At 63.1% G+C, this 14,887-nt stretch carries 16 protein-coding genes; 7 read left to right on the top strand and 9 right to left on the bottom strand.

Annotated features, from left to right (window positions below; genetic code table 11):
* Window positions 1-77: 77 nt before the first annotated feature.
* From QX132_RS07040 to QX132_RS07050, 3 genes are all read right to left on the bottom strand, one after another.
* A complete protein-coding gene (locus QX132_RS07040) occupies window positions 78-533 on the bottom strand; it encodes a hypothetical protein (protein WP_316160544.1) in 456 nt (151 codons plus the stop codon).
* A gap of 75 nt (window positions 534-608) precedes the next feature.
* A complete protein-coding gene (glcF, locus tag QX132_RS07045) occupies window positions 609-1,931 on the bottom strand; it encodes a glycolate oxidase subunit GlcF (RefSeq protein ID WP_316160545.1) in 1,323 nt (440 codons plus the stop codon).
* Window positions 1,928-3,166, bottom strand: coding sequence for an FAD-binding protein (locus tag QX132_RS07050; protein ID WP_316160546.1), 1,239 nt, complete (start codon window positions 3,164-3,166; stop codon window positions 1,928-1,930). Before QX132_RS07050 ends, glcF begins: the two co-directional genes overlap by 4 nt.
* 544 nt (window positions 3,167-3,710) lie before the next feature.
* Here QX132_RS07050 and QX132_RS07055 point away from each other — a divergent pair.
* Complete coding sequence (locus tag QX132_RS07055) at window positions 3,711-4,064, top strand: putative quinol monooxygenase (protein ID WP_316160548.1); 354 nt, start codon at window positions 3,711-3,713, stop codon at window positions 4,062-4,064.
* Window positions 4,065-4,082: 18 nt separating this feature from the next.
* On the opposite strand, the gene QX132_RS07060 is transcribed toward QX132_RS07055, so the two are convergent.
* Complete coding sequence (locus QX132_RS07060) at window positions 4,083-5,378, bottom strand: cystathionine gamma-synthase family protein (RefSeq protein ID WP_316160549.1); 1,296 nt, start codon at window positions 5,376-5,378, stop codon at window positions 4,083-4,085.
* Window positions 5,379-5,986: 608 nt separating this feature from the next.
* Between QX132_RS07060 and QX132_RS07065 the strand changes: the two genes are divergently transcribed.
* From QX132_RS07065 to QX132_RS07080, 4 genes are all read left to right on the top strand, one after another.
* Complete coding sequence (locus QX132_RS07065; protein ID WP_316160551.1) at window positions 5,987-6,547, top strand: hypothetical protein; 561 nt, start codon at window positions 5,987-5,989, stop codon at window positions 6,545-6,547.
* A 333-nt stretch (window positions 6,548-6,880) separates the two neighbouring features.
* Window positions 6,881-7,447: a hypothetical protein gene (locus QX132_RS07070; protein ID WP_316160552.1), complete on the top strand. Its 567-nt coding sequence runs from the start codon at window positions 6,881-6,883 to the stop codon at window positions 7,445-7,447.
* A 37-nt stretch (window positions 7,448-7,484) separates the two neighbouring features.
* Window positions 7,485-7,937 (top strand): hypothetical protein, encoded by a 453-nt coding sequence (locus QX132_RS07075; RefSeq protein ID WP_316160554.1) that lies wholly within the window; start codon window positions 7,485-7,487, stop codon window positions 7,935-7,937.
* Between the two features lie 24 nt (window positions 7,938-7,961).
* On the top strand, window positions 7,962-8,831 hold the full coding sequence (locus QX132_RS07080; protein ID WP_316160555.1) for an STM4504/CBY_0614 family protein: 870 nt from the start codon (window positions 7,962-7,964) through the stop codon (window positions 8,829-8,831).
* A gap of 139 nt (window positions 8,832-8,970) precedes the next feature.
* On the opposite strand, the gene QX132_RS07085 is transcribed toward QX132_RS07080, so the two are convergent.
* Complete coding sequence (locus QX132_RS07085; protein WP_316160556.1) at window positions 8,971-9,294, bottom strand: GrlR family regulatory protein; 324 nt, start codon at window positions 9,292-9,294, stop codon at window positions 8,971-8,973.
* 1,003 nt (window positions 9,295-10,297) lie between these two features.
* A complete protein-coding gene (locus tag QX132_RS07090) occupies window positions 10,298-11,791 on the bottom strand; it encodes an FAD-linked oxidase C-terminal domain-containing protein (protein WP_316160558.1) in 1,494 nt (497 codons plus the stop codon).
* Window positions 11,792-11,999: 208 nt separating this feature from the next.
* Here QX132_RS07090 and cycA point away from each other — a divergent pair, with 208 nt between their 5' ends.
* Window positions 12,000-12,395, top strand: coding sequence for a cytochrome c-550 CycA (cycA, locus tag QX132_RS07095; protein WP_315736540.1), 396 nt, complete (start codon window positions 12,000-12,002; stop codon window positions 12,393-12,395).
* A 65-nt stretch (window positions 12,396-12,460) separates the two neighbouring features.
* Here the strand turns inward: cycA and QX132_RS07100 are convergent, their stop codons facing one another.
* A complete protein-coding gene (locus QX132_RS07100) occupies window positions 12,461-13,417 on the bottom strand; it encodes an alpha/beta hydrolase (RefSeq protein WP_316160559.1) in 957 nt (318 codons plus the stop codon).
* Window positions 13,418-13,668: 251 nt separating this feature from the next.
* Between QX132_RS07100 and QX132_RS07105 the strand changes: the two genes are divergently transcribed.
* Window positions 13,669-13,851: a hypothetical protein gene (locus QX132_RS07105; RefSeq protein ID WP_231319498.1), complete on the top strand. Its 183-nt coding sequence runs from the start codon at window positions 13,669-13,671 to the stop codon at window positions 13,849-13,851.
* Window positions 13,852-13,879: 28 nt separating this feature from the next.
* Here the strand turns inward: QX132_RS07105 and QX132_RS07110 are convergent, their stop codons facing one another.
* Together QX132_RS07110 and QX132_RS07115 are read right to left on the bottom strand one after the other, a co-directional pair.
* A complete protein-coding gene (locus QX132_RS07110) occupies window positions 13,880-14,134 on the bottom strand; it encodes a hypothetical protein (RefSeq protein WP_315754631.1) in 255 nt (84 codons plus the stop codon).
* Window positions 14,135-14,234: 100 nt separating this feature from the next.
* Complete coding sequence (locus QX132_RS07115) at window positions 14,235-14,864, bottom strand: tetratricopeptide repeat protein (protein WP_315736537.1); 630 nt, start codon at window positions 14,862-14,864, stop codon at window positions 14,235-14,237.
* Window positions 14,865-14,887: the final 23 nt, after the last annotated feature.

Here is a 14,887-nt window from a genome sequence, read left to right on the forward strand (position 1 = left end):
GAGAAGGCCGCAGCGTTGCCGCCGCGGCCTCCCGATGTGAATTCGTTCGGTGGTGAGAACGATCCGATCCGGAAAGATCAGCTTCCGGAGGCAGTCCCCTCTCCGTCCTCGTGCGCCTCGGGTGCCACGCTCGGCATCGCCCAACTGGTTTCGGCAGCCGATTCGGTTGCGCTCGCTTCGGGGGTCTCGACCAGGGGAGCCATCTTGGGGGCCCGCTTCTTGGCGGCCTTCTTCTTCGGCGCAGCGGGGGCCTTCGCGGCCGACGTCTTGGCCTTCTTGGCAGGAGCCTTCTTCGCAGCAGCCTTCTTGGCAGGAGCCTTGGCCGGGCTCTTGGCCGCCTTCTTCGCCGCGGCCTTCACGGTCTTCTTCGCCTTCTTGGCCGGCGCCTTTGCAGCCTTCTTGGAAGCCTTTTTTGCGGACTTCTTGGCAGCCTTCTTGGCGGACTTCTTCGTCGCCTTCTTGGCTGTCTTGGCCTGCGCCATCAGCTTCTTCTTCTCTTTCTTGTCCTTCTTCGCCTTCTTGTCCTTCGCCATCAGAAACCCTCCAGTTGCCGCCGATCGATCAACTCATCCGGCGGGACGGGCCGGCAGTCAGCACGCGCCCGTCCGTCAAATCATTCCTGGTCGCGGACCGCCCGTCGCCCAGTCGAGAAGCTCAACGGTGTGCACGACGGGAACGGTGGTGCCGCTGGCAATCTGCATCATGCAGCCGATATTGCCTGCCGCGATCACATTCGGCTTGACGGTCGCGATGTTGGCGACCTTGCGATCGCGCAGCTTCATCGCGATGTCAGGCTGGAGAATGTTGTAGGTCCCCGCCGAACCGCAACACAAATGACTCTCCGGTATATCTTTCACCACGAATCCGCACTTGGAAAGCAATTCTTTCGGAATGCTCGTGATTTTCTGCCCATGTTGCAGCGAGCAGGCGGAGTGATAGGCCACGACGAGGTCGTCGTACCGAGATGCGGAGACCAGATCGAGACCTGCGAGATACTCGCTGATGTCCTTCGCCATGGCCGACACGGCCGCCGCGGGCGCTGCATATTGCGGGTCCTCGCGCAGCATGTGTCCGTAGTCCTTGATGACGGTGCCGCAGCCCGAGGTCGTCACCAGGATGGCGTCGAGACCGCCACGCTTTGCCTCGGCAGCCCACACCCCGACATTGGCGCGGGCGCGCGCCAGCGCGTCGGCGTCCTGCCCCATGTGATGGGTCAGCGCACCGCAGCATTGCTCGTCCCTGACCAGCACCACCTCGACGCCGTGCCGCGTCAGGACATTGATCGCAGCCTGGTTGATGCGGGGCGCCAGCGCCGCTTGCGCGCAGCCCTGCAGCAGCGCGACGCGGCCGCGACGCTCGCCTTGCGCCGGAAACACGCTGCCGCCCGCGGGCCCCGGCGGCGGCAGCGCCGCGGCCGGCGCCAGGTCGAGCATCGCCCTGACGCGCCGCAGCAGGCTCGGCACAGGTCCCCGCGTCGCGGAGGACGCCGGCAGCAGCGCCTTGAACGGCCGGCCGAGCCGCGCCAGGGTCATCGCGAGCCGAAACTCGCGCGGCCGCGGCAGCACATAGGCGAGCACGGCGCGCAGCAGCCGGTCCATCAGCGGGCGTTGGTAGCTCTGCTCGATGCGCCCCCGCGCCTGGTCGACGAGGTGCATGTAGTGGACGCCCGACGGACAGGTCGTCATGCAGGACAGGCACGACAGGCAGCGGTCGATGTGCTTGACGACGTCGGCGGTCGGCGCCTGGTCCTTCTCCAGCATCTGCTTGATCAGGTAGATCCGGCCGCGCGGGCTGTCGAGCTCGTCGCCGAGCAGCACATAGGTCGGACAGGTCGCGGTGCAGAAGCCGCAATGGACGCAGGCGCGCAGGATCTTGTCGGCCACCGCGATGTCGGGATCGGCGAGCTGCGCCAGGGTGAACTCGGTCTTCATGACGCAACGCTCCGCCGGATACGGCCGCGGTTGAGAATGGTCTTGGGATCGAAGGAGACGCGCACCCGCTCCTCCAGCGCGGCGACACCCGGCGGCTGCGGGTGGAAGACGTCGACCGCCAGACGCATCTCGTCCCACGCGCGGAGCAGGGTGGCGTGGCCGCCAACGGCCTCGGCCTGCTTGCGCACCAGCCCCGCGGACGCATCGGGCTGCGGCGGCAGCGACGCCCAGATCAGCCCGCCGCCCCAGTCATAGATCACCTCGCCGCCGGTCTGGCGCGTCAGCGCCTGCCCGATGACGCCGCCGGATACGGGCGGACAGACGATGCGCCAGACCGGCCAGGCGCCGAGCGGGCCATTGGCCGCGAACGGCAGCACGTCGCGCACCGCGCTCCAGACATCGGCGGAGGCGTCGTCCGCGATGATCTCGGCCGGACCGAAGGTCGCGAGCTGCTTGGCGAGCGACGCCGCCCGATGCGCCGCGGACGCCGTGATGCCCTCGAGCCTGATCACCGTGACCGCCTCGCGCGGCGAGCCGATCGGGCCCAGCCCATCGACCTCCGGCCGCAGCGTGGAGGCCGGCAGATGCGCAGCCCCCGACACGTCGAACGGCGATCCCAGCGCCGCCGTCATGGCGCGGTTGGCCTTGAGGTCGTCGAGCCCGCGCAGCACCAGGGTGCGCTCCGACTCCGGCCGCGGCATCACCTTCAGCGTCGCCTCGGTCATGACAGCGAGCGTGCCCCAGGAGCCCGCCAGCAGCTTGCAGAGATCATAGCCGGTGACGTTCTTGACGACCTTGCCGCCGGTCTTGAAGCTCTCGCCGAAGCCGGAGACCGCGTGGGCGCCGAGCAGATGGTCGCGCGCCCCGCCGGCGCGGATGCGCCGCGGACCGGCCAGGCCCGCCGCGATCATGCCGCCGAGCGTGCCGCGGCCGGCCGTGCCGAGCAGCGGTCCCGTATCCATCGGCTCGAACGCGAATTGCTGGCTCTTCGAATCGATCAGCGACAGCAGGTCGGCGAGCGGCGCCCCGGCCTGCGCCGTGATGATCAGCTCGTTCGGCTCGTAGCCGACGACCGCTTTCAGCGCCGACAGGTCGAGCACGGCGTTGGTTGCGGTGAGCTGGCCGATCCGGCGCTTCGACCCGTGCCCGATGACATCCAGCGGCTGCTCGCTCGCGATCGCGGCGCGAACCACCTCCTCCACGTCGGCTGCGTTGCGTACTTTGAGGGCGTCCACCGCTGCTCGCCTTGCTTGTTGATGATGACAGGCGGTCCAGCGCGACGCGGCCACCGACGTTGGGGCCTTTCTAAAGCGTTGCGGGCCGGACACAAGGGCGGGCAAGACGGAACGTTCCCGAGCGATCTGCATGGCCCCGCCGTCGTGCTCTGCGGCATCGAGGCCTCGCTGCCCTGCAGGACTATCGCATATGACGCCGTCAGAGTCCGGCCGAGCTGTTTCAACGTCGTCATGGCCGGGCTTGTCCCGGCCATCCACGTCGTCGAATCCGGAGAAGGAAAGACGTCGATGCCGGGCCTTCGCCCCGCGAGGCGCCAGGCCCCGCAGGCGGAACAAGCCCAGGCATCGCGTACTCCCCAGCCCGTAGGGCGGGTTAGCGAAGCGTAACCTGCCGACCTTCCGAGACACATGGCGGATGACGCCTTCGGCTAATCCGCCCTACGCCCTCATGTGCACATTCATCCTTCGTCCGCCATCGAAGGATCTGGTGCAGGAACCGCGGTATCGTTGCCCTTGCAGCACTTCAACGAAAGGACCGATCACGATGACCGGATATGCAGTCGAGACGAAAACCGTGAACGAGGCCGTCAGCGGCGGCGGCCTGCTGGTGGTGGCGCAATGGGAGGCCAGGGCCGGCGAAGCCGACCGCGTCGCCGAGATCCTGTCGCGCTTCCTGCCCGAGGCGCAGCGCGAGCCCGGCGCAAAACTGTTCCTGATCTCCCGCGCCAAGGACAACCCGGCGCAGTTCCTGTTCTACGAGCTGTTCCGCGACGAAGCCGCGTTCAAGGCCCACCAAGACAGCGACCACTTCAAGACCTATATCGCCGGCCAGGCCCTGCCGCTGCTGGCACGGCGCGAGCGGGTGCAGTACGAGCTGATTGAAACGCCGCTTTCCTGAAACCGGCCCTCAGCGCAGTCACGCCGGAGAGGGCGCGGCCGCGTTCAAGGCCTGGGCAATGTCGGCGATCAGGTCGGTGGGATGCTCGATGCCGATCGACAATCGGATCGTCGAATCCAGGATGCCGATCTTCTGCCTGACGGCAGCCGGCACGCCGGAATGGGTCATGCTGGCGGGCAGGCTTGCGAGCGACTCCGTGCCGCCCAGGCTGACGGCCAGCTTGAAGATCTGCAGCGCGTTGAGGAACTTGAAGGCGGCTGCCTGACCGCCTTCGATGTCGAACGAGAAGGTCGAGCCGGCGCCGGTGCACTGGCGCCGGAAGACGCGGCCTGCGGCCGAGGCCTGGTCGAGATGGCCGAGGTAATGAACCTGGGCCGCCCTGGGGTGGTCGCGCAGATAGTCCGCGACGATGCGCGCGTTGGCATCGGCTTTCTCCATCCGGATGCTCAAGGTCTCGAGCGAGCGGCTCAGCATCCAGCAAGAGTGCGGGTCGAGCTGGGTCCCGATGGCGCCGCGCAACGCCTTCACGTCCTTCATGATGGACTTGGCGCCGAGCGCGGCGCCGGCGATCAGGTCGGAATGACCGCCGATATATTTGGTCAGCGAGTAGAGCGAGATGTCCGCACCGTGCTCGATCGGCCGTTGAAACACCGGGCCGAGCAGCGTGTTGTCGCAGGTGACCAGCGGCGTATGTCCCTGCGCCCTGCCGATCGTGTCGGCGACACGGCGCACCATCGCGATGTCGACCAGGCCGTTGGTGGGATTGGCCGGGGTTTCGATGAAGATCATCGCGACCCGCCCCTTGCGCATCGCATCCTGCGCCGCCGCGTCGACCGCGGCCTCGTCGACGCCGTCGGCGAAGCCGACCGCGCCGATGGACAGGCCGGCCAGCGTCTTGCTGAACAGCGTCTCGGTGCCGCCATAGAGCGGCTGCGAGTGCAGGATCACGTCGCCCGGACGCACGAAGGCGAGGATCGTGGTCGCGATCGCCGACATGCCGGACGAGAACAGCGCGCATTTGTCGGTGCGTTCGTAGATGGCGAGCCGGTCCTCGACGATCTCGCTGTTTGGGTGGTTGAACCGCGAATAGACCAGGCCCGCGCCGCCCTCAGGCGGCTCGCGGCGGCCCGAGACGAAATCGAAGAAGTCCTGTCCATCCTCCGCGCTCTTGAACACGAAGGTCGACGTGAGGAACACCGGCGGCTTGACCGCGCCTTCCGACAGCTGCGGATCGTAGCCGTAGTTCAGCATCAGCGTTTCCGGATGCAGCGCATGGTTGCCGATATGGGTTTTTGACGGAAACGGCTTTGTCATGGTTCACCCTACTGTGCGAATGATCGGACCGCAGCCGCAAACATCGCGCGGCCGCCATCATGTCGTTAGTCTACCAGATGATGGGCGGTGCGCCTGCAGCGTCGTCAAAGTTCCGCGAGAGCTAAGCGGTCGCGTTTTCACCGTCATTCCGGGGCAATCGTCAATGCGAAGACGCGAAGCGGCTGCGCGTTGGTGCTTGAACGCGGAATAGCCGTGACAGCATTTGATATGGCCGAGAACTCGGACAATGCGGTAAGGCACCCGCCCCGTGAGCTACCACAATTAAGTGCACACCGTAATCCCGAGGATTTCACTCGTGGCTTTCGCGCCCATGATGGCACTGCATTTCGCCGCCACGCCCCTTCTGTCCTGCGATGATTTCTCACGCCGCGGCGACCTTGCAAGCAAGGTTAGCATCAGGCGTAGGGATAGCTATTTGTCAAGTTTCCGGCGCTTCGCTGCTTTTGCTTCGTTCGCTTTGCCGGAGATTTCGAGACGGCGCTTTTTCGTTAGTCTGCGGTGCGCGCTTTGCCGCCCTTGCTACGAAATTCTGTGAGTGCATCCATACGTGACTACTATACCATGCGCGCAAGCTCTGGTAGCATAGCATGGGGATTCCGGTAAGTACAGGCGAGCAAATGCGAAAGCAGCTAATCGGATTGATTTTTGTCTCGTTATCCTTGGTTCTTAATTTTATATCTGTTGCACAAGCGGGGATGGCGACGTGCACGGAAGAGGAGGCAAAGAAAAACAAGGAGTGGTGCAGCTCAATTGCCGATTTCTATCGGCGAGCAGCGGAAAGACGTGCTGAACAGCAGCCCGAGAGTCAGAAGGATATCTTTCGCCGGCTGCTTGTTGAGCTGGTTGGGTTGTCTATGGAAGACTTATATCTCTTGAAAGCTGGCGACCCGTGCGGCTATCCAGAAATTTTGCAGTGTAGGGGCGTCCAAAGTGCAAATCTGAAGCCGTTCGTTGAGAATGCCCTTGATCTTCAGAAGGAGACTATGGCGCGAAGGGAGTCGCAAATCTCTCGCGTTATCTCTGTCGGGGGGGTTGCCATTAGCCTTTCTTCGCTGCTCATAAGTGTTCTCAGCTTCCGGCGAAAAAAGGAAGACGATGGACCTATCAGGATCAGCAAGAGTTACGGTAACAGTACACTCAATAGTTAAGTTTTGGGAAATCCGACAGGCCGGCAAGGCTCCGGCCCATGAAGCTGCCAAATTGAGCGCACTGTCACCGTAATTCCAAGACGACAGTACTTTCCGGCTTCATACCGTCCTATTAACAGGACGGCTATTTCTTGCTCGGTTCGACACGTGGCTTCTGCCATGAATTAGCAGGATAGCGAGATGCCATTTTTCCGAGCTAGATCAGTTTGGAATGCGACCAAACAGACCTCACCAAAGCGTCGCCCTAAGAGACGGCAACCAGAAGCAAGAGGTGGAAAAGCTCCACTTCTCCTAAGCATTGCAACTCTTACGGTCGCCATTTCGAGCGCATTCGTGGCGTTCCTTCAATACAATGCAGCCCGAAGAGCCTACAGCGCACAAAGCCGCGCTTTCGTTCTGTCGAACAGCATCCAACTGGTTACGTACGGCGGAAAGGGACCTACCGATGAAGAGACGCCCAGGTGGCTGATCAATCCAATTATCGAGAACTTAGGGAATACGCCGACGAGCCAACTTAAGTTCTCGATTGACCTTCTGATCGGGGTTTATGCAAGTAGCGAGGTGTTCGAACAAAGAAATCCGTACAAACTAAGCTTTACGCAGGGTGTGATCGGCCCGCGATCACAAATGGCCTCAGGATGGTTGATCATGGGACCGTCGAACTTGACACCATTGACCGGCAGGAAGGCGCCAATCGGCGCGATGGGAGTCATCAAGTACACGGACGTTTTTGGCGATCGACACCTAACCGAATACTGCTATTCAGCCAACTTTCCTCCACTCGACGTTAAGGATTTTCCGAAGTGCCAACCGATTCGACTCAACGGCGCCTACTGCGAGAGGCACAACTGCGCTGACGCGGAATGTGGTCCCGATTGGGAAAAGCGCGCGAGCGAATAGTGAGAAGGCCGGCAACATTCGGCGCGATAAATTTCGATTGGACGGCATCATGAAGACGACGACTGAGCAGACGACGGTGCGACTGATTCCGCACGATGAGAGTTTCGAGGTGCGGATCAGCCGATATTTCTATTTCGACGCCAACGCGGGGCGGCGATCGATCAACGGCCGGCCGGACCTGAGAGCGGCGCGATCGGCGGCGCAAGCCTTCGCCCGCACCGTGAGCTCCTCGACAGATGATAAGCACCCAACCGAGACGCCCGGCGCCGTTGACGAGGCGATCACGGCCGGATTGTTCGAAGTTCACACCAGCGGCACGACGACCGACCAGCCGGCGGCGATCGTCGAGGCTTGGAAACAGGCGCAAGGCTTGCCGCTGCTCTCACCCGAGGCATGCGGCGCGCTCGCCGCTAGCATCGCCGTTGCGCTCCGCGAAGCTATGAAGCCGGCCGCGACGAGGCGTCCTAGCGATCTCTATCTCAGATGTTGAGGTTTCACTCCGAAAGAAACGAACATGGCGATCTACGAAACGTACTTCGAGCGCATGGAACGACTGCAAAAAGGTAATGCTCCCGATGTATACATTTACGACGATATTCCACAACGTCTGAAGCATCAGATCATTCACATCTGGGACAACGCTTTCAGCGAAATGCCAGTCACATCGGCTGTCGAGGCTTATAGGTGGATGGAAAAGACTATCGCCGCAGCGATCGGCGCTCCACGTTTGACGCGGAATCCCGACGCTTCTCTGTCCTGCAAGGAATGGCTCTTGAACATGCACCTTGTTGAAGGTGCACTAAGCATAATCGAGCTGTCAGCGATCGCGATCAAGCACATTAGGAAGGGCGCCTATATCGATGACCTAAATTTTCGTTTCCGGCAAAACGGCATAGGTTACCAAGTCGAAAACGGCAAGATCATAAAAATCACCGACCAATTCGTGCACGCCGAAATTGTTAAGCCAGCGATCGTTCTGCTAGCAAGTGACCAGGTATTCAAAACGGCAAGCGCCGATTTCATGGAGGCGCACGCTCACTACCGTGCAAGAGAAAACAAGCAGGCTGTGACCTTCGCCTGCAGTGCATTCGAGTCGACGCTCAAGGCTATCTGCAAAATGAAGGGTTGGGATTACGAACCGGGCGCGTCGGTTGGCCAACTCATCACGGCGGTTCGGACCAAAGGGCTTTTCCCCGGCTACCTCGACAAGGGCTTTGACAGCTACATTGCCGCAATGAAAACGGGCCTACCCGGCGTTCGTAACGACGCGGGTCCTCATGGCAGTGCACCCGGAACACCAAAAGTGCCGGATTACATTGCGGCTTACGCAATTCATCTGTCAGCCGCGAACATCGTTCTGGCCATCGAGGCGGCGAAGGCTTAGCCCAAAAATCCGCCCAGGCACCGCCGCACAGGACAAACCTCGCCGAGTCTTGCGCCGCGCTCGGCGCTCGCATCGCCGGCGCTCCGCGAAGCCTATGAAGCCGGCCGCGAGGAGGCGAGAGGCGACAAGCCTAACCGGCTTAGTCGCTGATGCGGTTCAACACAGCTTGGAACGTCAGGCCGGGCGCTTGAGCAGCCGTTCCCACGCAAGTTGCACTCGTGCTTGAGGATTTGCCGGTCAGACTAATAGTTGCGGCGTCTATGCCGAAGACGGAGGGATTGCCTTGTGCGTGGCGGCTGGTGACGACCTTGGCCGTGAAATCATCGCCGTTCTGAGCGAACGTGCCGGAGTAAGCGATCCCAGAATCACCTCCTCGCAATTGCCCACCAGCCAGCACCACAACCCCGGCGCCTTCGCCTCTCGGTGTCTTAAAGAGCACGCTATAGAAACCATCGGCCAGCATGGCGGAATCTCCGGTTGGACCTTCTGATTTTTACAACCTATCCGAGTTTCTTGCTCCACAACAGTTCTAAGGGCGTTCCGCACCGCGATGCTCAAAATCCGCCCATTTCAAAGCCGGATCAAACAATATTTGAGGAAAATCAAAGCGATACCATTAGAGGCGCCCTACCTTCACACGGGAGAGGTCCAAGGTCGATCCGTTGAACGTCGACAATTCGAACCCGACGGGATGCAGGGCATTTTCGAGTCGCCGGGCAAATCAGCTTTGCTGATTTTGCGCGATCTCACTGCACAAGAACGGCCGGCCACAGCAAAATCGCAGGCGCGCAAAAGCTCATTTCGCGAGCTATTTCAGTGCGGAGCCGCAGGCCTCCTCCGAGCGCCGAAATTTTCCTCTTTCGTTTTTACAGAAATCATGCAATCCTCCGTCCATCCCGCCTCACCGAGAGGGGCGTACGCGCGGTCGTCACGATATGCGAGGTGGGGATGCGGTGGCCGTGTCGGGTCGCAGCGTGATCTGATCATGCCGACGAACGACTGTGATGCGGACGTGAAATCGTGTGGTCCTGGTCTCCCGGTGCTGAGACCAAGCCCTGCGATGCTCGGTAACGGGCATGCGGGCGACGGGGGCAACAAGCCGGTCCCCGGGGAGAGCACGTATAAGCGTTAAGACCAGCGCGCGGGGAATGCCGGTTGATCGGCTGAACCTGTGGTACCTGCCGCCTGCATTCTTTTCTGCAGGCGGGCCATGGGTGAGGCCTTCACCCGGCATTCCCTGCGCCCTCTCGATGTTTCGAAGGGCGGTGTTGATTGTCTCACCTGGGCGCAAGGCGCTGCGGGGATGATGGCGTGTGTGTCTGCGGGGTGCGATGCGGATGGTATGGACGACTCTCTCCGCCGTCATTGCGAGCGAAGCGAAGCAATCCAGAGTCCCGCCCACGACTCTGGATTGCTTCGGCGCAAGGGCGCCTCGCAATGACGACGTGGAGAGGCCTACGCCCGGCTCAGAACCTCGGCAGATCGGGAAACGCCAGCTTGCCGCCGTGGACGTGCATGCGGCCGAGTTCGGCGCAGCGATGCAGGGTCGGGAACACCTTGCCGGGATTGAGAAGCCCCTGGCTGTCGAACGCGCACTTGACCCGCTGCTGCTGGTTGAGGTCGATCTCGGTGAACATCTCCGGCATCAAATCGCGCTTCTCGATGCCGACGCCGTGCTCGCCGGTCAGCACGCCGCCGAGCTCGACGCAGCAGCGCAGGATGTCGGCGCCGAACGCCTCCGCGCGCTCCATCTCGCCCGGCTTGTTGGCGTCGTACAGGATCAGCGGATGCAGGTTGCCGTCGCCGGCGTGGAAGACGTTGGCGCAGCCGAGCTGGTATTTCTCCGACAGCTCGCGGATGCGCGCGAGCGCCTTGGGCAGCGCGCCGCGCGGGATGGTGCCGTCCATGCAGAGGTAGTCCGGCGAGATGCGGCCGACGGCGGGGAACGCCGCCTTGCGGCCGGCCCAGAACAAGTTCCGTTCGGCCTCGGAGGTCGAGATCCGGCAGGTGGTCGAGCCGCAGGCGTTTGCGATTGTCTCGACGCGACCGATCAGCTCGTCGACCTCGACGCCGGGGCCGTCGAGCTCGATGATCAGCAGCGCCTCGACGTCGAGCGGATAGCCGGCATGGACGAAGGCCTCGGCGGCGTGGATGGCGGGCTTGTCCATCATCTCCATGCCGCCGGGAATGATGCCGGCGCCGATGATGCGGGCGACGCATTCGCCGGCCGCCTCGACCTCGGCGAACCCGACCATCAGCGCGCGCGCCGTCTCCGGCTTCTGCAGGATGCGCACCGTCACCTCGGTGACGACGCCGAGCAGGCCCTCCGAGCCGGTGATGAGCCCCATCAAATCATAGCCGGCGTTCTCGGCGCATTTGCCGCCGATGCGCAGCACCTCGCCGGTCACCAGCACGATCTCGCAGCCGAGAACGTTGTTGGTGGTCATGCCGTATTTCAGGCAGTGCACGCCGCCGGAGTTCTCCGCGACATTGCCGCCGATCGAGCAGGCGATCTGCGAGGACGGATCGGGGGCGTAGTAGAAGCCGGCATGCGCCACCGCCTGGCTGATGGCGAGATTGGTGACGCCGGGCTCGGTGACCACGACGCGATTGTCGAAGTCGATGTCGCGGATGCGCTTGAACTTGCCGAGGCCGAGCAGCACGCCGTCGGCCAGCGGCAGCGCGCCGCCCGACAGCGACGTTCCGGAGCCGCGCGGAACCACCTTGATGCCTTGTTCATGGCAATATTTCAGGACTCGCGACACCTGCGCGGTGGTCTCCGGCAGCACCACGACCATCGGCGGCTGGCGGTAGGCCATCAACCCATCGGACTCGTAAGGCAGCATCTCGGCGGCGCTGTCGATGACGCCTTCGCCCGGCACGATTGCGCGCAGTGCAGCAACGATCTCGTCGCGGCGCGCCAGCACCGCCCGATCAGCTTCCGGCATCATGATCGCCATCGCGTTCCTCCGGCCCCCGATTTGCCCTGGCATATCAATCACAACGGAAACGGTTTGGATAGGCAGCGGATCAGCATCGGAGTTTGCGGCAGAGCAACAAACTCCGCCATTATGCTGATTTGCCTCAGCGCTTCCCCGCTTGTGCGTCGCCTGAGGCCATGCCACAACCTGCGCGCAAACTCGTCTCGTAACCCACAGAGCCTGATCCATGAAGAAAATGACTTTGAGCGCGCTCGTCATCCTCGCCTCGTCGTCGCTGGCGTCTGCCGCGCTGGCGCAGGATGCGGCCGCCGGCAAGACGTCCTTCAACAAGTGCCTGCCCTGCCACGCGATCGGCGAAGGCGCGAAGAACAAGGTCGGTCCGGAACTCAACGGCCTCGATGGACGCAAGTCGGGCAGCGCGCCGGACTACAACTATTCGGAAGCCAACAAGAACTCGGGCATCACCTGGAACGAGGCGGTCTTCAAGGAATACATCAAGGACCCGAAGGCCAAGATCCCCGGCACCAAGATGACCTTCGCGGGCATCAAGAACGAGACCGAGATCAACAATCTCTGGGCCTATGTCGCGTCGTTCGACAAGGACGGCAAGCAGAAGCAGTAAGCGGCCGGCGGCGGCCCTCCGCTCGAGACCTGGAGGCCCCGGCAGACGCCGGGGCCTTTCCATCATCAGGGCGCCGCTTCGACGGCCGTGAGCGTGCTGACCATCCGATCGACCTCGCCCACCACGAGCTCCGGCACCGCATTCTGGACCATGTGCCCGAGGTCGGGCACGACGATCAGGCGCGCCTGGGGCAAGACCCGCGCGAGCGGCCGGGAATGGATCTCGGTATAGACCGTCCTGTCGGCATCGCCGGCCAGGATCGTGACCGGCACCTTGATCTCGCCATAGCGCGGCGCCTGCTCGATCACCGCCTGCTTCAGGGTGACGAGGTCGCGCGCATTGGCCAGGAACTCGCGCGGCCGCAGCAACAGCGGCGTCGCGGTCCGGTCGACGAAATCGTCCGGCATCTCCTGCGGCGCGAACACGCCGCGGGCACCAGGCGCCATCAGCGCCAGGCCGAGCGGCAGCGTGATCGTATGCGCCAGCAAGGGCCCGACCACCGGCGTCGTGACGGCCGCATTGTACTGCCCGACCCCGCCCCGCCAGGGATAGGCGACCGGCGCCAGCATGACGAGGCCCGCGACCCGGTCAGGGAAGTCGAGTGCCATGCGCAGGCCGAGCGCACCGCTCCAGGAATGGACCACCAGGATCACCGGGCCGATGCCGAGCCGGGCCAGCGCCTCGTCCAGCATGCGGGCCTGAACCGCGGGCGTCGAATCCTCGGCGCGATCGCGCGGGCTCCAGCCGTGGCCGGGACGGTCGACCAGGAGCACCCGATGACGCCGGGCGAGCAGGTCGCCGAGCGGCCTGCGCATCGCCTCGAGGTTCGAGCTGGCGCCGTGGACAAGCAGAAGCGGCGGCCGCTCCCCGTCACGCGGCCCGATATCCACAAGATTGATGGTCGCCCCACCGACCTCGACCGCCTCTCCCTGGGCCGGATAGCGTCTTTCCATCAGCACGACGCCGGCCTGGGTCAGCAGCGCCAGCAGCCCCAGGGCCCCCACTACGAGTATTGAAATCATTGATGATTTTCTGCCTGTCACCTGGACAGATACGGGTCAGATCGCAGCAGGTTGCGGCTGCGGCCTCCGTCTCCCCCCGTTTGTCTTGCGAATCCTGTCATGATGGCGTCGTCGGCCATTTTATAACCATGGTCAGGACATTTCCTCGCAATCAGCCGATGGCCGTGAATTACTTCCGGTCGGGTCATTGCGCAGTCGAAGCACGATGACCGGCCCTGTGTTTAGTTTGGTGTTTTGGGAGGGGGTTACCGATGAGCTTTCGTTCAAGCGAGGCAGCCATCGACGAGATCGTCGCGAGCTGCAACGGCGACCTTCGCGGCGCGCTGAAGGCGCTGCTGCTGGTCAACGAGCATCTCGAGGCCGAGATCGCACAACTCTATGCCGCGGCCGCCCAGTACGGCCTGCCGGACCGCCGCAGCACCGCGTTCCACTGAGCCGCCAGCCCGCTCGCGGGCGAGCCGATCAGTCCTCCTGCGTCATGTCCTTGTTCGGGCACGCGTTGATCGTGGATCTCGCGAGCTTGGCGTCATCCTTCGATTTGAAGGGGCCGGACGCGAACCAGATGTCGCCCATGATCGTGACGACCGGATTGCTGGTCACGATCTCGCAGCGATTGGTGGCGCGGTTGCCGACCACCCAGAACAGATCCGGATCCTCGGCCCGGGCGGCCGACATCGTCGTCATCACCAGCGCTGCCGTCAGCACCGCCCGCCGCATCGCGTCTCTCCTGCCGAGATCCATCGTTGAGAGGCAGCTAGGTTCGCGTGGCCGGACCGACAAGGACGGCCGCCCAGACGTGGTTAATCGGCCGTTACGGCTAGATGTCGCGCCCCTCGACCTTCTCGGTGAGGGTTTTCACCAGCTCCGGCACCTTGTCGAGATGCGGATTGACCTCGAGCGCCTTGCGGAACGCGTCCAGCGCCCGCTTCTCCTCGCCGAGATCCTGCATGATCATGCCGAGACCTGCGAGCGCGCCGAAGTGCCGCGGTTCACGCAGCAGGACCTGCTGGATGTCGGCAAGCGAGCGGCCGTAATCGTTCTGGAGGTAATAGATGGTCGCACGACGGTTCCAGGCCTCGACATAATCGGGCCGGAGCTTGATCACCGAATCGAGCAATTTGAGCGCAACTTCGTTCTGCTTCGCGTCCATCGCGGCTTTGGACCGCGACATCAGCAGGGCGACGGTATCGCTGGGGGTCTGCAGCCAGATCGCCCAAATCCGCGCCTCGACATGCTTGGCGCTGATCTCGTCGGGCGCCGCCTTCAGGGCACCGAACAGGAAATCGAGGCCCTTGGTCTTGTCGGCCCCGATCTTCGGCAGCTTGGCCGGAGCCTCGGGCGGCTTTGGCTTGACGCCGGCCCGCGGCTCCCCCTGCGCAAAGGCAAGATGCGGTACCGAAATGACGACAACGGCGAGAAGAATCGCCCGCAAGGATCGCTTGGCCATACCCCAAGTCTAAACGCAGTCGG

The sequence above is a fragment of the Bradyrhizobium sp. SZCCHNRI20481 genome, from assembly GCF_032485055.1.
Lineage (GTDB): Bacteria > Pseudomonadota > Alphaproteobacteria > Rhizobiales > Xanthobacteraceae > Bradyrhizobium.